21 protein-coding genes are annotated in these 22317 nt (G+C 63.1%); 15 read left to right on the top strand and 6 right to left on the bottom strand.

Translation table 11 applies throughout. From position 1 onward, the window contains the following. Positions 1–297: 297 nt before the first annotated feature. The 6 genes from VSR82_RS21670 to rpsU all read left to right on the top strand — a co-directional run bounded on the left by VSR82_RS21670 (position 298) and on the right by rpsU (position 8051). Positions 298–1521: a flagellin gene (locus tag VSR82_RS21670; protein WP_368585637.1), complete on the top strand. Its 1224-nt coding sequence runs from the start codon at positions 298–300 to the stop codon at positions 1519–1521. Positions 1522–1669: 148 nt separating this feature from the next. Continuing rightward, a complete protein-coding gene (fliD, locus tag VSR82_RS21665; protein WP_429461286.1) occupies positions 1670–3256 on the top strand; it encodes a flagellar filament capping protein FliD in 1587 nt (528 codons plus the stop codon). 19 nt (positions 3257–3275) lie between these two features. After that, the gene (fliT, locus tag VSR82_RS21660) at positions 3276–3575 is read left to right on the top strand and encodes a flagellar protein FliT (protein ID WP_429461284.1); all 300 of its coding nucleotides are present in this window, start codon (positions 3276–3278) and stop codon (positions 3573–3575) included. A 337-nt stretch (positions 3576–3912) separates the two neighbouring features. Then, positions 3913–6267: a tetratricopeptide repeat protein gene (locus VSR82_RS21655; protein ID WP_498858047.1), complete on the top strand. Its 2355-nt coding sequence runs from the start codon at positions 3913–3915 to the stop codon at positions 6265–6267. Between the two features lie 211 nt (positions 6268–6478). After that, positions 6479–7420 (top strand): aldo/keto reductase, encoded by a 942-nt coding sequence (locus tag VSR82_RS21650; RefSeq protein ID WP_429461280.1) that lies wholly within the window; start codon positions 6479–6481, stop codon positions 7418–7420. 418 nt (positions 7421–7838) lie between these two features. After that, positions 7839–8051 carry a 30S ribosomal protein S21 gene (gene rpsU / locus VSR82_RS21645; protein WP_006050883.1) on the top strand — a complete coding sequence of 71 codons (213 nt, stop codon included), beginning with the start codon at positions 7839–7841 and terminating at the stop codon, positions 8049–8051. A 101-nt stretch (positions 8052–8152) separates the two neighbouring features. On the opposite strand, the gene VSR82_RS21640 is transcribed toward rpsU, so the two are convergent. Then, positions 8153–8578, bottom strand: a complete 426-nt coding sequence (locus VSR82_RS21640) for a hypothetical protein (protein WP_368585642.1) — start codon at positions 8576–8578, stop codon at positions 8153–8155. Positions 8579–8743: 165 nt separating this feature from the next. Then, positions 8744–9340, bottom strand: coding sequence for a DNA-3-methyladenine glycosylase I (locus tag VSR82_RS21635; protein WP_429461278.1), 597 nt, complete (start codon positions 9338–9340; stop codon positions 8744–8746). Positions 9341–9480: 140 nt separating this feature from the next. Between VSR82_RS21635 and VSR82_RS21630 the strand changes: the two genes are divergently transcribed. Continuing rightward, positions 9481–10359, top strand: a complete 879-nt coding sequence (locus VSR82_RS21630; RefSeq protein ID WP_410852142.1) for a glucosamine kinase nucleotide-binding domain-containing protein — start codon at positions 9481–9483, stop codon at positions 10357–10359. Positions 10360–10418: 59 nt separating this feature from the next. After that, the gene (locus tag VSR82_RS21625; RefSeq protein WP_176109960.1) at positions 10419–11240 is read left to right on the top strand and encodes a Cof-type HAD-IIB family hydrolase; all 822 of its coding nucleotides are present in this window, start codon (positions 10419–10421) and stop codon (positions 11238–11240) included. Positions 11241–11353: 113 nt separating this feature from the next. On the opposite strand, the gene VSR82_RS21620 is transcribed toward VSR82_RS21625, so the two are convergent. From VSR82_RS21620 to aqpZ, 3 genes are all read right to left on the bottom strand, one after another. Then, on the bottom strand, positions 11354–11650 hold the full coding sequence (locus VSR82_RS21620; RefSeq protein WP_429461275.1) for a PXPV repeat protein: 297 nt from the start codon (positions 11648–11650) through the stop codon (positions 11354–11356). Positions 11651–11937: 287 nt separating this feature from the next. Further along, a complete protein-coding gene (locus VSR82_RS21615; protein ID WP_498858046.1) occupies positions 11938–12705 on the bottom strand; it encodes a histidine phosphatase family protein in 768 nt (255 codons plus the stop codon). Positions 12706–12857: 152 nt separating this feature from the next. Further along, entirely contained in the window at positions 12858–13598 is a 741-nt protein-coding gene (gene aqpZ, locus VSR82_RS21610) for an aquaporin Z (protein ID WP_429461271.1), read from the bottom strand. A 286-nt stretch (positions 13599–13884) separates the two neighbouring features. Here aqpZ and VSR82_RS21605 point away from each other — a divergent pair, with 286 nt between their 5' ends. Then, positions 13885–14187: an H-NS histone family protein gene (locus VSR82_RS21605; RefSeq protein WP_013090908.1), complete on the top strand. Its 303-nt coding sequence runs from the start codon at positions 13885–13887 to the stop codon at positions 14185–14187. 293 nt (positions 14188–14480) lie between these two features. Here the strand turns inward: VSR82_RS21605 and VSR82_RS21600 are convergent, their stop codons facing one another. Then, positions 14481–15545 carry a glycosyltransferase family 4 protein gene (locus VSR82_RS21600; protein ID WP_152852578.1) on the bottom strand — a complete coding sequence of 355 codons (1065 nt, stop codon included), beginning with the start codon at positions 15543–15545 and terminating at the stop codon, positions 14481–14483. 801 nt (positions 15546–16346) lie between these two features. On the opposite strand from VSR82_RS21600, the gene flhD reads away from it, so the two are divergent. From flhD to cheA, 6 genes are all read left to right on the top strand, one after another. Further along, positions 16347–16667: a flagellar transcriptional regulator FlhD gene (gene flhD / locus VSR82_RS21595; protein WP_176109964.1), complete on the top strand. Its 321-nt coding sequence runs from the start codon at positions 16347–16349 to the stop codon at positions 16665–16667. Continuing rightward, positions 16667–17317 carry a flagellar transcriptional regulator FlhC gene (gene flhC, locus VSR82_RS21590; RefSeq protein WP_410852147.1) on the top strand — a complete coding sequence of 217 codons (651 nt, stop codon included), beginning with the start codon at positions 16667–16669 and terminating at the stop codon, positions 17315–17317. Before flhD ends, flhC begins: the two co-directional genes overlap by 1 nt. A 136-nt stretch (positions 17318–17453) precedes the next feature. Then, positions 17454–18314 carry a flagellar motor stator protein MotA gene (gene motA, locus VSR82_RS21585; protein ID WP_368585652.1) on the top strand — a complete coding sequence of 287 codons (861 nt, stop codon included), beginning with the start codon at positions 17454–17456 and terminating at the stop codon, positions 18312–18314. 22 nt (positions 18315–18336) lie between these two features. Continuing rightward, the gene (gene motB / locus VSR82_RS21580) at positions 18337–19347 is read left to right on the top strand and encodes a flagellar motor protein MotB (protein ID WP_013090903.1); all 1011 of its coding nucleotides are present in this window, start codon (positions 18337–18339) and stop codon (positions 19345–19347) included. A gap of 84 nt (positions 19348–19431) precedes the next feature. After that, a complete protein-coding gene (locus tag VSR82_RS21575) occupies positions 19432–19809 on the top strand; it encodes a response regulator (RefSeq protein ID WP_176109968.1) in 378 nt (125 codons plus the stop codon). A gap of 96 nt (positions 19810–19905) precedes the next feature. After that, the gene (gene cheA / locus VSR82_RS21570; RefSeq protein ID WP_368585653.1) at positions 19906–22242 is read left to right on the top strand and encodes a chemotaxis protein CheA; all 2337 of its coding nucleotides are present in this window, start codon (positions 19906–19908) and stop codon (positions 22240–22242) included. Positions 22243–22317 lie beyond the last annotated feature (75 nt).

Below are 22317 nucleotides of genomic sequence, written 5' to 3'. Positions count from 1 at the left end.
ATTTCGAAGCCGTAAGGTCGGGCGCACATCGAGCGCGATCCGCGACGCATCAGCATTGCGACGCGAAAGAGGTCATCGACGCCCCCGAGCCTCAAACGGCGGAAACCCGAAGGACGAAGCCCAGGTTCCCCCGATCTCTAATGACGTGTCCCCCGCGACGCGCTGACGTAGGAAGGGGGCAGGGGCGTATCAACAAGTGGCTAAAGTTTTCCCGGGTGGGGTCGTAATCACAAACAAGGCGGCCAACCAACGAACCGCTGCCGTTACTGGGCCGAGGGCCCCATCAGGAGAATTTCAATGCTCGGAATCAACAGCAATATCAACTCGCTCGTCGCGCAACAGAACCTGTCTGGTTCGGGTAGCGCGCTGTCGCAGGCGATCACGCGCCTGTCGTCGGGCAAGCGCATCAACAGCGCAGCGGACGACGCAGCAGGTCTTGCGATCTCGAACATCATGCAGACCCAGATCAACGGTCTGAACCAGGGTGTGTCGAACTCGAACGACGGCACTTCGATGGTGCAAACGGCATCGAGCGGCCTGGCGTCGCTGACGAACAGCCTGCAGCGTATCCGCCAGCTGGCTACGCAATCGGCGAACGGCTCGATGACCGACGATGACCGTGCAGCGCTGCAGAAGGAAGTTGCACAGCAAGTTTCGGAAGTCAACCGTATCGCGTCGCAAACGACGTTCAACGGCATGAACCTGCTCGACGGTACGATGGGCAACGTGTCGTTCCAGGTCGGCGCGAACGTTGGCCAGACGATCAGCCTGAACCTGACGCAAGACATGTCGGCTGCGAAGCTCGGCAACGGCGTGCCGGTAAAGGGCAATACGCTCGGCACACTCACCAACCTGTCGCTGGACTCGGCCGGTGCTGCTACGACTGGAACGGCCACGATCACCTCCATCAACGTGCTCTCCGACGGCAGCGGTGGCTTCACGTTCACGGATCAGAACAACCAGGCACTGACCAGCGCTGAAGTCTCGGGTGTGTTCGGTGCGGCAGCCAGCAGCTTCAACGGCACCGGTGCGGCTATGACGCTTGCGGATGCCGCCGTGAGCTCTGCGTCCGCCTACCAGACTGCGCTCAGTACCGCCAAGGCAAATCTCGCCGCTGGCACCGGATCACAAAGTGCCGTCGACGCAGCTCAAGCTGGACTCGACAACGCCAATGCAATTGCTCAGATCAATGCGTTCAACACGCCGTCGACTGTTGCGAAGATCGACATCAGCACCCAGAGCGGCGGCAGCATGGCGATGGAATCGATCGACAACGCGTTGAACACGCTTAACAGCCTCCAGGCAACGCTGGGCGCGGCACAAAACCGCTTCAGCGTCATTGGCTCAACGCAGCAAGCGCAATCGACGGACCTGTCGAGCGCACAGTCGTCGATCCGGGACGCGGACTTCGCGCAAGAAACGGCTAACCTGAGCAAGGCGCAAGTGCTTCAGCAAGCCGGTATCTCGGTTCTGGCACAAGCGAACTCGCAACCGCAGCAGATCCTGAAGCTCCTCCAGTAAGGCGCTTCCCGTTGCAGGCATCCGGCGCGCGGCTCGATGCGCGCCGGACGCAAACCCGTCGGGAGGCTTGCCTCCCGATTGTCTTTTCCTGCGTTACCCCGCTTGTTAAATCGCTTTAACCGGCATTGCCGACGCTCGGAGCCTTCTCATGTCCACCGTAACCGGATCCACCACCAGCGCGATCGCAAGTGCAGTCGCCACCACGACCGCAAGCGCCAACGCCACGGTGCAGGCAGCCGCCCAGTCGATCATTAGCGGCTCGACCAATTCGTCGATGGACACAAGTTCGCTCGTCAGCGCGCTCGTCAACGCCAAGACCGCCGGCCAGGCCGCGACCATCGCTGCCGAGCAGACCGCGGACAACACGCTGATCTCGGCATACGGCACGCTATCCGCGGCACTGTCCGCGTTGCAGGCAGCCGCCGGGCCGCTCAGCGACGGCGCGACGCTCAACTCGTTCTCCACCACCCTGAGCGGCAGCGGTGTGACTGCAACCGCCAGCACCGGCGCGGTGGCGGGTTCGTACTCGCTCAATGTGGCGCAGGTCGCCACGTCGCAAGTACTCACCTCGGCGGGCTACGGTTCGGCCACGAACCTGGCTTCCGGCGCGGCCACGATGACCCTGACGGTCAACGGCAAGAGCAGCACGATTTCCCTGAATAGCTCGAACAGCTCGATCGCCGGCATTGCATCGGCGATCAATTCGGCAAACGACAATCCCGGCGTAGTGGCGACCGTGGTGACCGGCGCGGACGGCGCGCACCTCGTGCTGCAATCGGCCTCGACCGGGGCGTCGAGCGGCATCAGCATCACTGTCAACGATTCGAATAAGGATGCGAGCGGCAACGCCGATGCCCTGAACCAACTCGCGGTGACGACTACCGCTGGCAGGTCGATCTCCAGTGCGAGCGACCTCACGGGTACCGATAGCAGCGGCAAAGCAATCAACCCCAGCCAGTCGACCATTACCGGCACGGGCTGGACCCAGACGCAAGCCGCCGAGGATGCGTACTTTACGCTCGGCGGTGTCGGCGTAACCAGCTCCTCGAACACCGTGACGGCGGCCGTGTCCGGCGTAACGCTGAACCTCACGGCAGCGGCGGTCGGCACCACGCAGACGCTCACGATCGCGCAGAACACCAGCGCAGAGTCCTCGGCGATCAACAATTTCGTCAGCCTCTACAACACGCTCGTTACGACGATGGGATCGCTGACGGCGTACAACGCGAACTCGACGTCGCAGGGCGTGCTGATCGGCGATTCTACGGTGAACATGATCCAGAATCAGCTCGCCAAGATCGTGGGCAGCGGCGTGGGCAGCGGCACCTCGAAGACGACGCTCGCCGCGATCGGCATCACGCTCCAGGCGGACGGCACCCTCTCGGTCGACAACACGACGCTCAGCAATGCGCTCCAGAACAACCAGTCGGCGGTAGCCTCGCTGTTCAACCCGACGAACGGCATCGCCGCGCAACTGGACGACAGCATCACGACCTACACCTCGTCCGGCGGCATCATCCAGAACCGCACGGATGCGATCAACAGCGAGCTGACGAGCCTCTCGAATCAGAAGACGACGCTCACGGCGTGGCAGGCCCAGCTCACTAGCATGTACACCGCGCAATTCACGGCGCTCAACACGCTCATGGCGACGATGAGCAGCAACTCGCAATACCTCACGCAACTGTTCGGTGGCGCCAACAGCGCAGGCGCGCTCGCCACGAACAAGAAGTGAGCGCAACGAGGAGCGAGTCATGCAGAACGTTGCAACGATCGAGCGCATCTGGCAGATGACGAAAGAGCTCGAACTGGCGGTCGCTGTCGGCGAGTGGGAGCGTGCCGCGCAAATCGCGGACGAGCGCTCGCCGCTCTTGACGGCGCTCGGCGCACCCCAGCCGCAGGAGGTCATGGCGCGGCTCAAGGCGATCCACGAGATCGACAGCCGAATTGTCGAGGCCGCGCAGGCCGCGCAGCAGGCGCTGGGCGCCGAGTATCAGGCGAGCATGCAAGCGAGCCGGAACGCCGGGCAGTATCTGAACATGGCGCGGTACTGAAGCTGCCCTAACGTTCCATCGCGCCGTTCGCGGCGCGCGCGCTTCCCGGCCCGCCTTGTGCGGGCTTTTTCTCGCCTTTCCGTTGCTCTGACTTGAGAACGGACCGTTTTCGCAATCACTTCAGGCAAGAAAGAAGGAGTTCACGACTGCCCAAAACCCTTTGCGCTGCCATCGTTCTTCTCATTGAGGCTGAGTTTCACGCTGGATTCCCCGCGTATTCCTCGTAATCGAAGCCAAATTGGCGGCTGTTTTGACGCTAGCTCGGACCATCGGCGCAATTGTCCGCCCCCCATAATTTCATCGTTCCGACTTCCTGCCGCACACGCGCGCCTTCGTCATGACCGCTTTTCCTATTCCGGCCGACACCGTCCCGTTTGCCTCCGAACTACAGCAGAATCACGACATCGCGCTCGCCATGCAGAGCGCGATCGACCATCATCAGAAGCAGGAATATGGTGAGGCCGCAGCGCTCTATGCATCTGTCTTGGAGGTCGCGAGCGATCACACCGACGCGCACTACCACCTCGGCGTGCTGTTCATGCAAACGGAGCGGCCCGCCGAGGCCGTGCCGCATTTCGAGACGGTGCTCGGGCAGGTGCCGCAGAACGGGCAGATCTGGGTCTATTACATCAACGCCCTCGTCGCCAGCAAGCAGACCGAGGCGGCGCGGATCGCGCTCGACGTCGCGCGCCAACAAGGCCTTCCCGATGCAGCCGTCCGGACGCTGGGCGCGCGGATTAACGGGGAAAATGAGCGGCTCATGTCTGATCCGGAGGGCGAGGCAACCGCTCCGCAGGCCGACGCGAGCGGTTGCAACGCACCTGCTCTGGCACCCGAGACGGACGAGCGCGTGAAAATCGATACGCGCCGAGCAAGCCTCAAGGAGATGCGCCAATACCAGCACTTGTTGGACAGCGGGAAACTCGAAGCTGCGCTGAAGATTGCCCGCAGACTGACGCAGCAATACCCTGCGCACGGCGAATGTTGGTTCGAACTTGGGCGTGTCCTGCAACTCACGGGACGCTTCAACGAGTCCGTCGAGGCGGCCGAGCATGCCGCCCGCTTGCTGCCTAAACACATCCTCGCCCAGACAATACTGGCAGACCGGCTCATTGTCACTCGCCAGTATCAGCGTGCCGAGGCGCATTGCAGACAGGCGCTCGAAAAATACGCCGAGAATGCTTCACTGCACCGCAACTTGGGCTCTGCCTTGCTGGAAATGGGCAAATTCGCCGAGGGGATTGGCTATCTCCGCCGTGCCGTGGAGCTAGCGCCGAACGATGCATACGAATTCGACTCGCTCGCCTGCGCGCTGGGCAAGCATGGACTGTACGACGAAGCCGAAACCGCCTTTCGCCGCGCACTCGAACTGGCTCCGATGCAGTCAGTGACACACAGCAACCTGCTGTTCTACCTGATGCACAAGCCCGACCTCGATGCAGCAGGCGCATTCGCGGAGTTCCGCGCGTTCGCGGCACGTCACGAAGCACCGCTGAACACGCGTCGGCCCCGGCACACCAACGACCGTGACCCAGCGCGGCGTTTGCGGATTGGCTTCGTTTCGGGCGACCTTATCAATCACCCGGTTGCGTATTTCTTCCTGTCGGTGCTGGAGCACCTGGCGCGCGACCCTAGCTTGTCATTGCACATCTATTCGAACTACACGGTGACTGACAGCTTCACCGAGGAGATTCGCGCCCATGCACAGACTTGGAGCGAAATCTTCGGCATGAGCGACGACACGGTCGCACAGAAGATCCGTAACGACGGCATCGATATCCTTATCGACCTGTCCGGCCATACCGGCCGCAACCGACTCCTGACCTTCGCACGCAAGCCGGCGCCGGTCCAGGTGAGCTGGATCGGCAACCCAGCCACGACCGGTCTCGATTCCGTCGATTACTACCTGTCGGACCGGTTTGTCACGCCGCTTGAGCAGTTCGAGAGCTGGTTCTCCGAAAAACTCGTGTTCCTCCCCGCGCTCGCGCCGTTCAAGCCGCATCCGCAAGCGCCCGAAGTCAACGATCTGCCCGCGCTGACGAACGGCTTCATCACGTTCGGCAGCTTCAGCCGGATCGTCAAGATCGGCCCCGAAGTTGTGGCGCTCTGGGCGCGGGTGCTACGCGAGGTGCCGGATTCGCGCTTGCTTATCGGTGCGATTAGCGAGCCGGAGCAGATCATCAAACTGACCGGACTGCTCGCGGGCGAAGGCATCGACGTGAGTCGCCTCAGCTTTCTGAAGCGTGGAAACGTCGTGCACTACCTGCAGCAGCACCATCTGATCGACGTCTGTCTCGACACGTTCCCCTTCGGCAATTCGACCACGACCATGCAAGCGCTGTGGATGGGCGTGCCCACCATGACCCTGCCCGGCGTTTCGATGGCGAGCCGCAGCAGCACGGGGTGGCTTTCGCACCTCGGGCTTGACGCGGCCTTCGTCGCGCGGGACAAGGACGACTTCGTGCGCAAGTGCGCCGCGCTGGCCGCCGACCCCGAAGCGCTCGCGGTAGTGCGGCGGGAGCTTCGCGACTACTGCAGGCAGTCGGTCCTTATCGATGCGGGTATGATCGCTCATGCCGCGTCGCGCGCGTTTCGCATCATGTGGCAGCGGTGGTGCGATGGGCTCAAGCCTGAGCATTTCGAGGTGCTAGCGGATGTCAGCAATGCGCACAATGCAGGGCGGCATTCATAAAACTCCAGCGGTGTTCTGAAAATGCTCGAGGCGCGCGCGAGCAATTGCGTCATCTTTTGTGCCATGCATCGACTGCGTTCAGGCACGAGGCGTGCAGCGTAGCCGTCGGTCCCGGCTGCAACCTGGTGCAAGGCGGCGTATGCTCAACGGTCCCGGCATCGTCCCAAGCAGTTCGCTCACGCCATTCCGTCCACCCCAGTCTGGAGCCATCATGGAACTACGCAGGATCGGCACTTCCTCGTTGCAGGTCGCCCCGCTGATGTTCGGCGGCAACGTATTCGGCTGGACGGCCGATGAAGCCACCTCTTTCTCGATCCTCGATGCGTTTGTCGAAGCCGGACTCAATTTCATCGACACCGCCGATGTCTACTCGGCCTGGGTGCCCGGCAACCAGGGCGGGGAGTCGGAGACGATCCTCGGCAAGTGGTTCCGGCGAAGCGGCAAGCGCGAACGGATCGTGCTCGCGACCAAGGTGTCGAAGCATCCGCAGCGCAAGGGGCTGTCGGCGGCAAATATCCAGGCGGCCGTAGAAGACTCGCTGCGCCGCCTGCAAACCGATTACGTCGACGTCTATTTCTCCCACGACGACGACTCCGCGACGCCGCTCGCTGAAACGCTCGGTGCGTATCAGAAGCTGATCGAGGCGGGCAAGGTGCGCGTGATCGGTGCGTCTAACTATAGTGGCGCGCGCGTCGAGGAAGCGCTTGCGGTGTCGCGCGAGCACGGGCTGCCCGAGTATCAGTTGCTGCAACCCGAATACAACTTGTACGACCGCGCGCAATACGAGGGCGACAACGAACCGGTGGCGCTGGCGAATCATCTCGGCGTGGTGGTCTATTACAGCCTCGCGAGCGGGTTCCTGTCGGGCAAATACCGCAGCGAGGCCGATCTGGCCGGCAAGGCACGCGGGAGCCGGGCCGAGAAATACCTGAACGGGCGCGGCCTACGGATTCTCGGCGCGCTCGACCGTGTCGCGCAACGGCACGGCAGCACGCCGGCCCCGATCGCGCTTGCATGGCTGATCGCGCGGCCGAGCGTTACGGCCCCCATTGCGAGCGCGACCTCGGTCGAGCAGTTGAAGAGCCTGATCGCAGCTGTCCACCTGTCCCTCACCGCCGACGATATCCGTGAACTGGACGAAGCGAGCGCCTGATAAGGCGGGCGCCTCGATCGCCCACGCGAAGGCCATCGGCGCCAGGGAAAAGCCTGGCGCAATCGGTAAACCCCTGGTAGGATGGAGAGTTTCCTGATATCATCGGGAGTGAATTGAGATCTTTGCCTGTTTCGTCAGTGTTCTTCATTGATGAAAGGTTGGCGAAACGGCAACAGACGCGGCTTTTGCATTACGTCTGTCCGCGTTCCGCGGTGAACTCCCCACCTCTCTTTTCCGGCCTCCGTGGCCGCTTTGCCTCTCGCTTCATTCGTGGTTTGGCCGGGGTTGTTTATGAGCCTCGCGTTTGCCTGTTACTGGCCATGAATCGGAGTGACCGGAGTGCCGGTGCGTAAGTGGTGACCTGAGCGGTTACCGCCAAGCAATTAAACCCGTATCTAGTGATTGAGTTAGGAATTACATGACGACGATTCTTCTGAAGGAAAACGAGCCGTTCGAAGTGGCAATTCGCCGCTTTCGTCGCGCAATCGAAAAGAATGGCCTGATCGCTGAACTGCGTGAGCGCCAGTCGTACGAAAAGCCGACTACGGCTCGCAAGCGCAAGAAGGCAGCAGCTGTTAAGCGCCTGCACAAGCGTCTGCGCAGCCAGATGCTGCCGAAAAAGCTGCACTAAGCACGCTTTTACGTACGCCGAACGGCGGTGTGAGCTTCGACAGAAGCCACACCGCCGTTTTGCTTTTGCGGCATCGGATTTGTGCGCCGCCGGGGCAGCCGTTACGCCGCGTTCCTCAGCCGCTCGGCCGACAGTCCGAATTCGCGCGCGATCGAGCCCAGCCGGTCGTGCCACTCCCACGTGCCGAACACGTCGTGCACGTTTTGCAGGCAACTGAGCAGAGCGATGGTCACGGGGTCATACACGTTGATGCGGGCGCGCAGCAGCGCTTTTTTCAGCGCGGCCACGCCGACATCCATGTAAGCGGGCACTTCCGTCGGTGGTTTGCCGATGAAGCGCACGGGCACGCCTTCCATCGCAGTCACATAGTCGCGCGGCTTGATCAGGTTGCCGACCGGGCATCCGCCACAATAGCCGCGGTAGGCGCCGCCACCCCTCGGTAGCAATGCAGCGCGTTTCTGTTCGAACAGATGCGTGACGGACCGATCGTATATGTCCTGATGCGTCAGGAAGCGAAGAGTTTTCATGGTTGGTCTCCCGCGTCCGAGGCGGTAGTTATTTGTTGTTGAGCGCACATCGAGCGAGCGCATGGCGATGAGTATCCACCGTGCGCCGTCCGACGAAGGACCGACTACGAGCATGAAAAAAAGGCGCCAATTCGCGAGTTTGCGCGTCCGACGGACCCCTTGGCCTTACCCCGCCTTACGACGACGCCCCTTCTTGCCCAGCGACGCGCATCGCTCACGGCACATGCAAGTCGTCTCATGATCGTTGACCATGCCAACCGCCTGCATGAATGCATAGCAGATCGTCGACCCGACGAATTTGCAGCCATAACGCTTGAGCGCCTTGCTCAGCGCGTCCGATACTTCCGTCGACGCAGGCGCATGCTTATACGAAGCCCATTCGTTCTGAATCGGCGTGTCGTCGACGAATGACCACACGAAGTTCGCGAGCGAGCCGTGTTCGGCCCGGATCTGCAGCACGGCGCGCGCGTTCTGGATCGCCGCCTCGATTTTGCCGCGATGCCGCACGATGCTCTCATCGGCGACGAGCGCGTCCACGTGCTTCGGCGTGAAGGCAGCGACCTTGTCGATGTCGAAGTCCGCGAAAGCACGGCGGTAGCCGGCGCGCTTGTTGAGTATCGTCGACCACGACAATCCGGCCTGAGCGCCTTCGAGCACCAGCATTTCGAACAGGTGCTGGTCGTCGCGCGAGGGTACACCCCACTCGGTGTCGTGGTACTGTGCGAGCGCTTCGCTCGATACCCAGTTGCATCGTTGTGTCACTGTCGCGCTCCCGCGTGGTCGTATCGATCGCCAGCATAGCGGAAGCGGTGTACGCCGCAAGCTGGCCAATCGGCTAATTGCGCGATTCAAACTGACCTGCCACGCTAAGCGTTATTCACCCACAGAACTGATTCGATTCGATGAACCACGACTTCTTTCTGATCGGCGTCGACGGCGGCGGCACCGGCACGCGCGTCGTGCTCGCCGATGCGCAGGGCCGCGAGCTGGCGCAGGCGGCAAGCGGACCATCGGGCCTCGGGCTCGGCATCCCGCGCGCATGGCAGTCCATTCAGGCCGCCTGCGGCGAAGCGTTCGAGCGAGCCGGCATCGCGCTGGACTGGTCGCGCTGCGTGCTCGGTTGCGGACTTGCGGGCGTCAACAATCGCGACTGGCTCGCCGAGTTTCACGAGCACGCGCCGCGACTGGCCGGACTCGCCGTCGAATCCGACGCCTACACGACCTTGCTCGGCGCGCACGAAGGCGCGCCCGGCGTGATCGTCGCACTCGGCACCGGCAGCGTCGCGGCCTCGCTTGCGAACGACGGCGAGTTCCGCATGGCCAGCGGCTACGGCTTTCCGTCAGGCGACGAGGCGAGCGGCGCGTGGCTCGGCCTGCGGCTGATCGTGCACGCGCAACAGGCGCTAGACGGCCGCGCTGCCGTCGACGATCTCGCGCATGCGTTGCTCGCGCATACCGGCACTCAGGATCGCGACAGCCTGGTCGTGTGGCTGTGCGCGGCTAATCAAACTGCCTACGCGCGGCTCGCACCGATCGCGATCGAACACCGCGCACATCCGTTCGCGGCGCGCCTGCTCGGCGAGGCTGGCGTCGAAGTGGGCAAGATGATCGCCGCGCTGGACGCGACGGGCGCGCTGCCGGTCGCGCTATGCGGAGGCCTCGGCGCGCCGCTGCGCGAGTACGTGCCCGAGGCGTATCAGGCGCGCCTGCGCGAGCCGCGGGCGGATTCGGCGCATGGCGGCTTGCAGCTGGCGCGGCGCGAGGCGCAGCGGCTGGCTTGACGAGACCTGTAAAATATCGGCTTTGACGCTGCCTCGACGGCTCAGCCGCCGGACTCACCATGTATAAAGTCATCGCCACGGATCTCGACGGCACACTGCTCAACGCCGACCACCAGGTCGACCCGTTCACGGTCGCCACGGTGCGCAAGCTCGAAAGCGACGGGCTGCAGTTCGTGATCGCCACGGGGCGGCACTACTGCGACGTCGCGGGCATCCGCGATCTGCTCGGCATCAATCCATACCTGATCACGTCGAACGGCGCGCGGGTTCACGCGCCTGACAACACCGTGATTCACGCCGACGATCTGCAGCCCGCGATCGTCCAGCGTCTCGTGCAGCCAGAAATTGTCGGCGCGCATGGTCGAGTGATCGTCAGTCTGTTTGCTGACGAGGCGTGGCTGATCGATCGCGACGCGCCCCATCTGCTGGAATTTCACCAGGACTCTGGCTTCACGTACGAAGTGACCGACCTGCCGAAGCACAATGGCGTCGACATTGCGAAGGCACTCTATATTGGCGATCCCGCCGATCTCGCGCAGGTGGCCGCCAATCTGGAACGCGAATTCGGCGAGCGACTATACGTGACCTATTCGTTGCCGGATTGTCTCGAAGTGATGACCGCGAATGTGTCGAAGGGGCGCGCGCTGCAGATCGTGCTCGAGCGACTCGCTATCGACGCGTCGCAGTGCGTCGCGTTCGGCGACAACATGAACGATATCGATCTGCTCGAGACGGCCGGCCATCCATTCATGATGAACAACGCCAACCCCGATCTGATCACGCGTCTGCCGCATGTGCCGCGCATCGGCAACAATTTCGAGGCGGGAGTTGCGCATCATCTGCGCAAACTGTTTGCCCTCAACGACGAACTGGCGTCCTGAACCGCAATTACTCAAATTGAAAGCGGCCCGCATCCACACTCGCGTGGATGCAGGCCGCAGGAGTTGCTCGCTAATCGCGAAGCTCGAAACGTGTGGCACTCCGCTTAGGCCCGTCAATCCCGCCAGCCGCGGTGCTCACCGCGATAGTCATGGCCCCAGCGACGATTGTCGTGACCCCAGCCGCGGTCATCGCGGTGATAGTCGCGGTAGTAGTAGTCGCCGCGCGGGTAGCGATGTTCCCAGCCGCCGTAATACACCGGCTCCGGCGCGGCGTAGACGCGCGCGGGCGCCGCATAAACCGGAGCGCCGAGCGATAGGCCGACGCTCAGATCCGTATGCGCCTGCGCGACACCGCATGCGCCCGCCGCGAGTCCGGCAGCAACCAGCAAGTGAGTGACGATGCGCTTCATGTTGGTCTCTCCTGTGAGGCGACGTAGGTTTGTCGCACAGGACCAATGTACGCACTCGAGCCGGGGAGGACTGCGACCAGATGTTACGGACTGCAAGCATCGTCGAAGTCAGCGAAGGCAGGCGGAAAGAACTCGCGGACGTTGCGCGCAGACACCTTACTTCGCTGGCAGCCGCGCCCCACGGGGCTTTGCGGCCGGACAATCCAGGCCGGCAGGCGGCGCGTCGCACACGCTTGCAGCTTGATGCACCGGCCCACGTAATCGTGGCTTACATCTGTATTACCCTATTAATCCGCCGCAGGCGCCGAAGCGGTCGAACTGGCGGAAGAGGCCGCGCCTGCCGAAGACGCCGACACCGCCGGCAACGCAGCACAAGGGCAATCGGTCGCCCGGCCATCGAGCCCTTCGCGGTCATGCTTGAAGCTCGCGCGCGGCATGCCGTTCTGCCAGTCGAGCCGGACGATGTAAATGCTGTCGAAGTCGTCGCTTTGCCATTTCGGCACGTCGGCCGCGCGACCGCCATGCGCGCTCAACAGCTGCCGCAACAGCTTCTCGATCAGCTTGTGCTCCCACGCAATCACGATCAGCTTGCCGCGATTAGCCGGGTCGACGAGCGCGTTGCCGAGCTGGTCGACCTGCGCAAAGCCGTACGGCGTTTGCACCGGTAGCTGGAATTGAATCGCGGTCGGCTCGATCGTCGCGAGCGGGCGCACGTAATAGTACCGATGACCGCCGTCGTCTTTTTGCTGGCCGGGGTCCGGCGCGTAGATCGCATCGGGTTTGCCGAATTTGGCGGCGATCACCGCCGGCAACGCGAGCGCTCGGTTGAGCCCCTGGCAGTCTAGCTGGCCGTAGCCTTGCGCAGGCTTCTCGCCATGGCGAACGAATACGAGGGTTTCGATATTGCCGCCCGCCCCAGCCGTGGCGGGGGCTGCGGTTGCGACGACAGTCGCCGTGTTCGTCGCCGCGGACGCGGCCGGCAACGTCAGCGCGCTCGCGCACAAGCCGCCGAGCGACAGTGCGACGCCTTGCAGGAATCCGCGGAAACGGTTCATCGAAAGCACCTGTGCGAGGCTGGGAAGTCGCCCGATTCTAGCAGCGGTGCTCTCCGGCACGCGGCCGCCGCGCATTGATATCGCATTGGCGCTCGCAATGAGTAATGGGCGCCGGGGCGCCCATTCATGCGACCGACGCGTCGAACCAGCCGTCAGTCGAGCGCCAGCTTGCTCGCATCGCTGCAGCGATCCTCGGCGATCAGCGGATAGACGACTCCCGCGATCACCGCACCGATGATCGGCGCAGCCCAGAACAGCCACAGCTGATCGATCGCCGCGCCGCCGACCAATAGCGCCGGCCCCGTCGAGCGCGCCGGATTGACCGACGTGTTGGTGACCGGAATCGAGACCAGGTGGACCAGCGTCAGGCACAGGCCGATCGCGATGGGCGCGAAGCCGGCCGGCGCGCGGCGATCAGTCGCGCCGAGAATTACGAACAGGAAGAAGCCCGTCATCACCACTTCGCAAACGAAGGCGGCGGCGAGCGCATAGTGCCCCGGCGATTGCTCGCCATAACCGTTCGTCGCGAAACCGCTCGCGACCAGGTCGAAGCCCGGCTTGCCCGACGCGATCAGCGACAGCACGAATGCACCGAACACCGCGCCGACTACCTGCGCGGCGATATAGGGCAGCAGATCGCGCACCGGAAATCGTCCGGCGACGGTCAGGCCGACGCTCACCGCCGGATTCAGGTGGCAGCCTGAAACGTGGCCGATCGCAAAAGCCATCGTCAGCACGGTCAGGCCGAAGGCCAGCGACACGCCGACGAAACCGATGCCCAGACCATGAACCGGCCCGGCGAAGTTGGCGGCGAGGACCGCGCTGCCGCAGCCTCCGAGCACGAGCCAGAAGGTGCCGAACAGTTCGGCAACGAGGCGCTTTGACAACTGCATGTTTGGTGATCCTAAAAAGAATTGGCACTTCAGAAGCACGCATCGGAAACCGCGAGTACGTACGTTGAGCGCGCAATTCTAGGTAGGCAGCGCCAAATCAGGTGTCAAGGATTGTCAATCTGGACAGAATTTATAAACTATTACGAGATAAAGCGCATGTTTTACAATTCACACGCTTTAATAATTATCAGAGGAAAATTCGCTAAACCGGTATTAGTGGCCATTGCGAATTTCTATAATTGCAGCTAGTCTGCGGTCGAATGAGTTCTAGAAAGGGGAGAACCGAATGTCTCAATATGCAGACCTCAAGGCGCAGATAGCCAAATTGCAGGCACAGGCAGAAGAAGCGCGACGCACGGAAATCGACAATGTCGTTGCCGACATCCGCCAAAAGATCGCCGAATACGGTCTGACCGCGCAGGATCTCGGTTTCGCGGTCGCCGCCAAGCGCGGCCGCCCGCCCAAGAAGACGCCGCTGCCGGCAAAATATCAGGACCCCAAGTCGGGCAATACATGGAGCGGGCGCGGCAAGCCGCCCAAATGGATCGTTGGCAAGAATCGCGAGCGCTTTCTGATTGGCTCGGCCTGATCTCCGCTCGAGGTGACGCGGTGCAAGCGGTCTGAAGGTTTTTTGCCGCTTCGGCTTAATCGCTACGCGCTAATCCGCGGTGGAAGCGCCACCATCGCAGTATTAAAAAAGCCGCCCATACAGGGCGGCTTTTTCGCGTCCGGCGGCGAGAATGACTTCGTCTTCCGGTCCTGCAAACGATACCGATGCCGGATTCGTCCGCTATTGGGCGTTATAAGCGAAGGTTCACAGCGCCGCTTCAAAGCGGACCGAAAACGGCCGGCCGTAAAAGCGCCGGCCGTTTTCAAGCGCGCTTAGCCGACCGCGACCTGGCGCAATACCGGGCGCCGCGACGTTTCAATCAAGGCCGAATAGCCGTCGACATAGTTCTGCGCCATCGTTTTCGAACTGAAGCGGCGTTCGAACTGTGCGCGGATTTCGGTGCGCGACAGCTCGTCCAGACGCTGCAGAGCCGCTACCGCGCCTTGCACGTCCTCGACGATATAGCCGGTCACGCCGTGGTCGATCACCTCGGGCACCGAGCCGCGGTTGAACGCGATAACCGGCGTACCGCAGGCCATCGACTCGATCATCACGAGGCCGAACGGCTCGGACCAGTCGATCGGGAACAACAGCGCTTTCGCTCCCGACAGAAACTCGGGTTTCTGCGCCTCGTTGATTTCACCGACGAACTCGACATGCGCCATCGACAGCAGCGGCTCGATTTCGCGCTTGAAGTACTCCATGTCGACCTTGTCCACCTTGGCGGCGATCTTCAGCGGCAGACCGCTTTGCGCGGCGATCTTGATGGCTGTATCGACGCGTTTTTCCGGGCAGATGCGGCCGAGGAACGCGAGGTATTCGGGCTTCTTGTGAGGCTGCGGCGTCAACAGCTGGTCCGGCAGACCGTGATAGATCGTGCTGAGCCAATTGGCCTGCTGCAGCGGCAGACGCTGCGAATCCGAAATCGACACGACCGGCACATGCGAGAACGCGTCGAACACCGGCTGCAACTCCGGCAGGTCCAGACGGCCGTGCAGCGTGGTCACGAACGGCGTGTCCATCGTCGTGAACAGCGGAAACGGCATGTAGTCGAGATGGAAGTGCAGCACGTCGAACTCGTGCGCGACCTTGCGGACCTTTTCCATCATCAGCACGTGCGGCGCCAATGCATCGCGAATCGTCGGATCGAGGCGCAGCGCGCGCGGCCAGCACGCCTCGAGATTGGCGGACGTGACCGAGTCGCCGCTCGCGAACAACGTGACGTCATGGCCGAGGTCGACGAGCGCTTCGGTCAGATACGACACGACACGTTCGGTGCCGCCATAGAGTTTCGGAGGGACAGCTTCGTAGAGCGGCGCGATTTGTGCGATTCGCATGCGTTTTCTCCTGTATCGATTGGAGTTAGCGCGAGGGGCGCTGACCCGAATCCCATGCAGATTTTTGATCTCACCGGGGCTTCGCACGACGGCGGGACCGCTCGAGGTACGTAGCCCTAACGGGCGGTTGGGCGCGGTTTCTCCCCGCCCGAAGGGTGGTCCGAAATAGGTATCGGGTAATCCCTTAGCCTCCATTATCGGGATCGACCGCGGTAATTCGAGTCATTTTTCAAACGCTTAATGTTGTTACAGCGCGAAACATGGACCGTTACAGCCTGGATACACAGTCCAATCGCAACCGTCCCATGATCGGCAAACGCAATTGCGCCGACTCAATCGAGCGCGCCACAGGGCGAAATGCACCGTAGCAAGCAGCGGACCCGGGGGTCGGATGAATGGAAAACGCGGGTAACGGAGGCGGATGGCAGGCGGGTGAAAACGTCTTATAATTCTTTTTTCACCGTTTTACGGTGCGGTGGTGAAATTCTAAAAACTCACCAACCGGTACACGCCGCAGCCGTAAATATTCCCAGCGCGCATCATCGGTCCCGCCCAGCGCCTCAATTCGTCCCAATTTGGGACTCGCCGCACCCTGACTTGTAGGAATTATTCCTACACAAATGACGGATTAATCCGTCATCCCGGTGGGGTGTCTCTCCGATTTTCGGCTGTGCCCCCTTTCGAGACAATGCTTGCAAGACCAGAGACGAGTCGATTCGCGCGGGTTAAGCGCGCGCGTTCGAGCAAACGTTTCCGCAAAAAAAATCGGCCTGACCAGCCGGGCATACGAACGGGGGAATCATGAGCACGACCAGCCACATGCTCAGTGAGATCAGAGAAGTCAACCTGTCCTATCTGCTGCTCGCCCAGCGTCTGCTGCGCGAAGACAAGCCGATGGGCATGTTCCGCATGGGTATTTCGGACCAGCTGGCCGACGTGCTCGCCAACCTGTCGTTGGCGCAGACCGTCAAGCTCGCGGCGTCCAACCAGATGCTGTGCCGCTTCCGCTTCGACGATCACGCGGTACTGTCCGCCCTCGCGGACAAGGACAAGTCGAGCGCGATCGCGCAAGCTCATTCGGCCATCCTGATGGCGAGCCAGCCGGTCGAGCAGCTCGGCTGATGGCCAGTAAGAGCGTCGTACTCGAAGCCCAACAAATCACCCTCGCGATCGAGCTGATCGAACTGGGCGCGCGTCTGCAATTGCTGGAGGCTGAAACCAGCCTGTCGCGCGACCGGCTCATCAAGCTGTACAAGGAACTGAAAGGGGTGTCGCCGCCCAAGGGCATGCTGCCGTTTTCGACCGACTGGTTCATGACCTGGCAGCCGAACTTTCATTCATCGCTGTTCTACAACATCTACCGTTTCATGGCCGGCTACGGCGGCTGCCGCGCGATCGAATCGATCGTGAAGAGCTACCGGCTGTATCTGGAGCACGTGCAGTTGCACGACGACGAGCCGGTGCTCAGTCTCACGCGCGCGTGGACGCTGGTGCGCTTCTTCGACTCGGGCATGCTGCAGCTGAGCGCCTGTCGCCGCTGCGGCGGCCACTTCGTCGCGCACGCGCACGATCCGCAGCACGCGTTCGTTTGCGGGCTGTGTCAGCCGCCGTCGCGCGCGGGCAAAACGAAAAAAGCAGCGCAAACGCGGGCCGAGCGGCAAACCGCCGTCGCCGGAATCCCGGCCGGAGTGCCGCAGGTGGCCGACACGCGGGCTCACGAGGTCCGCCGCACCGCTCCCACGCTCGACACCCTCGCCACCGCCGAAGTTTGAGCGGCGCACGTTGAGGCAGCGCAAGCCTCTGGTTTACACCGGACGCGAGCGCCGTCTTTTTCCCCAAAGTTTTCCGCCTCGGTGCCGTAAACCTGACTAACGACGGTGACCGTCGCATTTTTGTGAGGGCTCGGCAGTGCTGATATTCGTGGGAACACTCGTGACGCTGTTGTCCGTCTTCGGCGGTTACGCGCTGGAAGGGGGCCATCTCGGCGCGCTGCTGCAACCCGTTGAGGTGCTGATGATCGCCGGCGCCGGACTTGGCGCGTTCATTCTCGGTAACGGGATGAAGACGATCAAGGCGACACTGCGCGTCATTCCGACCCTGTTCAAGGGCGCGAAGTACAACAAGGACGTCTACATGGAGCTGATGGGGCTCCTGTACGTGCTGCTCGCGAAAGCGCGCAAGGAAGGCACGCTGACGCTCGAAGCCGACATCGACGATCCGTCGAAGAGCCCGATCTTCACGCAGTACCCGAAGATCCTCGCCGACAAGCACATCATCGAGTTCCTGACCGACTACCTGCGGCTGATGGTCGGCGGCAACATGAATGCGTTCGAGATCGAAAGCCTGATGGACGAGGAGATCGAAACGCACCATCAGGAAGGCGAGGCGCCCGCCCAGGCGCTGAGCAAGGTCGGCGACGCGATGCCGGCGTTCGGTATCGTCGCCGCGGTGATGGGCGTCGTGCACACGATGGCCTCGGCCGACAGGCCGCCCGCGGTGCTCGGCGAGATGATCGCGCAGGCGCTGGTCGGCACCTTCCTCGGCATTCTGCTTTCGTACGGGCTGATCGGACCGCTCGCGAGCGTCGCCGAACAGCGCGTGACCGAGTCCACCAAGATGTTCCAGTGCATCAAGGTGACGATCCTCGCGAGCCTGAACGGCTACGCGCCGGCGATCGCGGTCGAGTTCGGCCGCAAGGTGCTGTTCTCGACCGAGCGCCCGTCGTTCGCCGAGCTCGAAGAGCACGTGCGCCGCGTCAAGGCGAAATAAGGCGGCGACGGGAACCGAATCGATGAGCAGCAAGGACAAAGACCGCGCAATCGTTGTCAAGCGCTCGGCACCGAGGAAGCACGGTCATCACGGTGGCGCATGGAAGCTCGCCTACGCGGACTTCATGACCGCCATGATGGCGTTCTTCCTGCTGATGTGGCTGCTGAGCTCGGCCTCGACCGTGCAGCTGAAGGGCATCGCCGAGTACTTCAACCAGCCGCTAAAGATCACGCTGTGGGGCGGCGATCGCAGCGCCGAAGACTCGAGCATCCTGAAGGGCGGCGGGCGTGACATCTCGACCGACGCGCAGGGCGTGACCCGCTCGACCGACGGCAGCAGCAACCGCGCCGAGCGCACCGCGTCGCGCAACAACGAAGACTCGGTGAAGCAGCTGCAGGGCGAGCTCGAACGCCGCGAGCAGGTGCGCCTGCACGACCTGCAGGTCAAGCTGATGGCCGCGATCGAGGCGAACCCGGTGCTGCGCCAGTTCAAGCAGCAGATCCGCATCGACTCGACCCTGACCGGCCTGCGCATCGAGATCGTCGACTCGCAGAAGCGGCCGATGTTCGCGACCGCGCGCGACGTCGTCGAACCGTACATGCGCGACATTCTGCGCGAGATCGGCCACACGCTGAACGACGTGCCGAACCGCATCATCGTCCAGGGCCACACCGACGCCGTGCCGTACGCGGGCGGCGAGAAGGGCTATAGCAACTGGGAGCTGTCGGCCGACCGCGCGAACGCGTCGCGGCGCGAGCTGGTCGCGGGTGGCATGGACGAAGCGAAGGTGATGCGCGTGCTCGGCCTCGCGTCGACGCAGAACCTGAACAAGGCGGACCCCCTTGATCCGGAGAACCGTCGCATCAGCATCATCGTGTTGAACAAGAAGTCCGAGGCGGCGCTCGATCACGACGATTCGACGACGACCACGCTGTCGGACGACGCAGCCGGCTCGAAGCCGCTGCTGCAAAAACTTGCGCAGCCGGTGACGGCTGCACCGAAGTTGCCGGCGGCGGCGCCGCCGGCAAAGTAACAGACCGCGGCCGCCGGGCCGGGGCCCGCGCCCGAGCGGCGCGCCCCGCCAGGGCGGCCCAGTGTTTAGCGCAGCGAGGTTTTCATGATCAGGCACATCCTGGCAGTCGACGATTCGGCATCGATGCGGCAGATCCTCGCCGCGACGCTGACAGGCGCCGGCTATGAGGTCACGCTCGCGGCGGACGGCAACGAAGGGCTCGAAAACGCGCTCGCGATGGCGTTCGATCTAGTGTTGACCGACCAGCATATGCCCGGCAAGACCGGTCTCGATCTGATCACCGCGCTGCGCGGAAATCCAGCCTACCAGGCGACGCCCATCCTCGTCCTCACGACGGAATCGGGCGAGCCCTTCAAAGAGGCGGCGCGCGCAGCGGGTGCGACCGGCTGGATCGAAAAGCCGCTCGACCCGGACATGTTGACCGAGCTGGTGGCGGCGCTGGCCGAACCGGACCCGGATTGATCCGCGCATTCAATACCTTTAGACACAGTACAGATAGCTCTCGACGCGCCTCTCCGGCAACTCACGCCAGACAGGCACTCTCGCGGTGAACCAGGCATGACACTCGACATCACACAGTTCTATCAGACGTTCTTCGACGAAGCGGACGAACTGCTCGCGCAGATGGAGCAATTGCTGCTCAATCTCGACGTGGCCCGCCCGGACCCCGAAGACCTCGCGGCGATCTTTCGCGCCGCGCATTCGATCAAGGGCGGCGCGGCGACCTTCGGCTTCACCGCGCTCACCGAGACCACGCACATTCTCGAGTCGCTGCTCGATCGCGCGCGCAATAACGAGCTGGTGCTGCGCAAGGACATGATCGACACGTTCCTCGAAACCAAGGACGTGCTTTCCGGCCAGCTCGCCGACTACCGCGCGAGCGCCGAGCCCGACGCCGAGGTGGCGCGCGCGATCTGCGCGAAGCTCGAGCAGCTGCACGCGGAAAGCCGCATGGGCGGCGCGCCGGCAGCGGCAGCCGTCGAGCCCGCGCCGGTCGCGGCGCAGGCGGCAACCCAAACAACAACAGCAACAACCGCGGTACAGCAGCAAGGCGGCACCCCGCCCGAGCACGTCGTCGAACAGGCGGTGCAAATGGCGGGCGAATGGATGGACGGCGAACCGGCACAGACCGGGCAAGCCGCGGGCACGGACGACAGCGCCGGCCCACATCTGAAAATCACGCTACGGGGCGTGGGAGAGAAAGACCAGGAACTGCTCGCCGAAGAGCTGGGCAACCTGGGCAATATCGTCGGGCAGGTCAAGAGCGGCGGCGATCTGATGCTGTGGCTCTCGAGCGACGTACCCTCCGACGACATCATCGCCGTGTGCTGCTTCGTGATCGACGAAAGTCAGATCACGATCGGCCGCGGCACCGCGCCGGCGGACGACGCGCAGCAGGGCGAACCTGGAACGCCCGCCGCTGCCGCCGCTCCGGCACCGGCGCAAAGCGCGCCTGTCGCCCCCGCCGCTCCCGCGGCGCAAGCGCAGGCGCAGCCGGTCGTTCATGCGGAGCAGCCGGCATCGTCGGCTCCGGCGGCTCACGCCGCGGCGCCCGCAAGCGCGGCCAGTCACGCCGACAGCATCGAGCCGCCGCCAGCGCCGCCCGCGGCGGCTCCGGCGGCAGCCAAACCCGCTTCGGCCGGGTCCGCCGAACACGACCGCAAGGCGGCCCGCCCGGCCGCCGCGGCGGCGAGCGGCGAAGGCAGCTCGATTCGCGTCGGCGTCGAGAAGGTCGATCAGCTGATCAACCTGGTCGGCGAACTGGTGATCACGCAGGCGATGCTCGCGGAGACCACCAGCACGTTCGATCCGGCGCTGCACGACCGGCTCTTCAACGGCATGGCGCAGCTCGAGCGCAACGCCCGCGATCTGCAGGAAGCGGTGATGTCGATCCGCATGATGCCGATGGATTACGTATTCAGCCGCTTCCCGCGTCTGGTGCGCGATCTCGCGGCGAAACTCGGCAAGGAGGTCGAACTCGTCACCTTCGGTCAGGCGACCGAACTCGACAAGAGCCTCATCGAACGGATCATCGATCCGTTGACGCACCTCGTGCGCAACAGTCTCGACCACGGCATCGAAACCGTCGAGGCGCGGCGCGCGGCGGGCAAGGATTCGACCGGTCAGCTGGTGCTGTCGGCGGCCCACCATGGCGGCAACATCGTCATCGAGGTCAGCGACGACGGCGCGGGCCTGCGCCGCGACAAGATTCTCGCGAAGGCGGCCAAGCAGGGCATGCAGGTCAGCGAAACGATGACCGACGAGGAAGTCTGGAACCTGATCTTCCTGCCGGGCTTCTCGACCGCCGAGCAGGTCACCGACGTGTCCGGCCGCGGCGTCGGCATGGACGTGGTGAAGCGCAACATCCAGTCGATGGGCGGTCACGTCGAGATCACGTCGCACGCGGGCAAGGGCAGCACCACGCGGATCGTGCTGCCGCTCACGCTGGCGATTCTCGACGGCATGTCGGTGAAGGTCGGCAACGAGATCTTCATCCTGCCGCTGAACTTCGTGATGGAGTCGCTGCAGCCGCAAGCCGAAGACATCTACACGGTCGCCAACGGCGAGCGCGTGGTGCGCGTGCGCGGCGAATACCTGCCGCTCGTCGCGTTGCACGAGGTGTTCAACGTGTCGGAAGCGAAGCAGGAGCCGACCCAGGGCATCGTCACGATCATGCAGACCGAGGGACGGCGCTTCGCGATGCTGATCGACGAACTGGTCGGCCAGCAGCAGGTGGTCGTGAAGAATCTGGAAACGAATTACCGCAAGGTACACGGCATTTCCGCGGCGACCATTCTGGGCGACGGCAGCGTCGCGCTGATCGTGGACGTCGCGGCGCTGAACCGCGAAACGCGTCATGCGCATGGGCATGCGCAGGCGATGAGCCTCGCGTGACGCATGCAGCAAACGCCGCAATGACAGACATCGCAACACATCTTCAACTCAATTCATCCCAACCGTTTGGGGGCT

It is taken from the genome of Burkholderia sp. JPY481, assembly GCF_038900515.1.
Classification (GTDB): Bacteria; Pseudomonadota; Gammaproteobacteria; order Burkholderiales; family Burkholderiaceae; genus Paraburkholderia; species Paraburkholderia youngii.
Note: the sequence above shows the minus strand (reverse complement) of the source record. Positions and strands in the feature narration are given on the sequence as shown.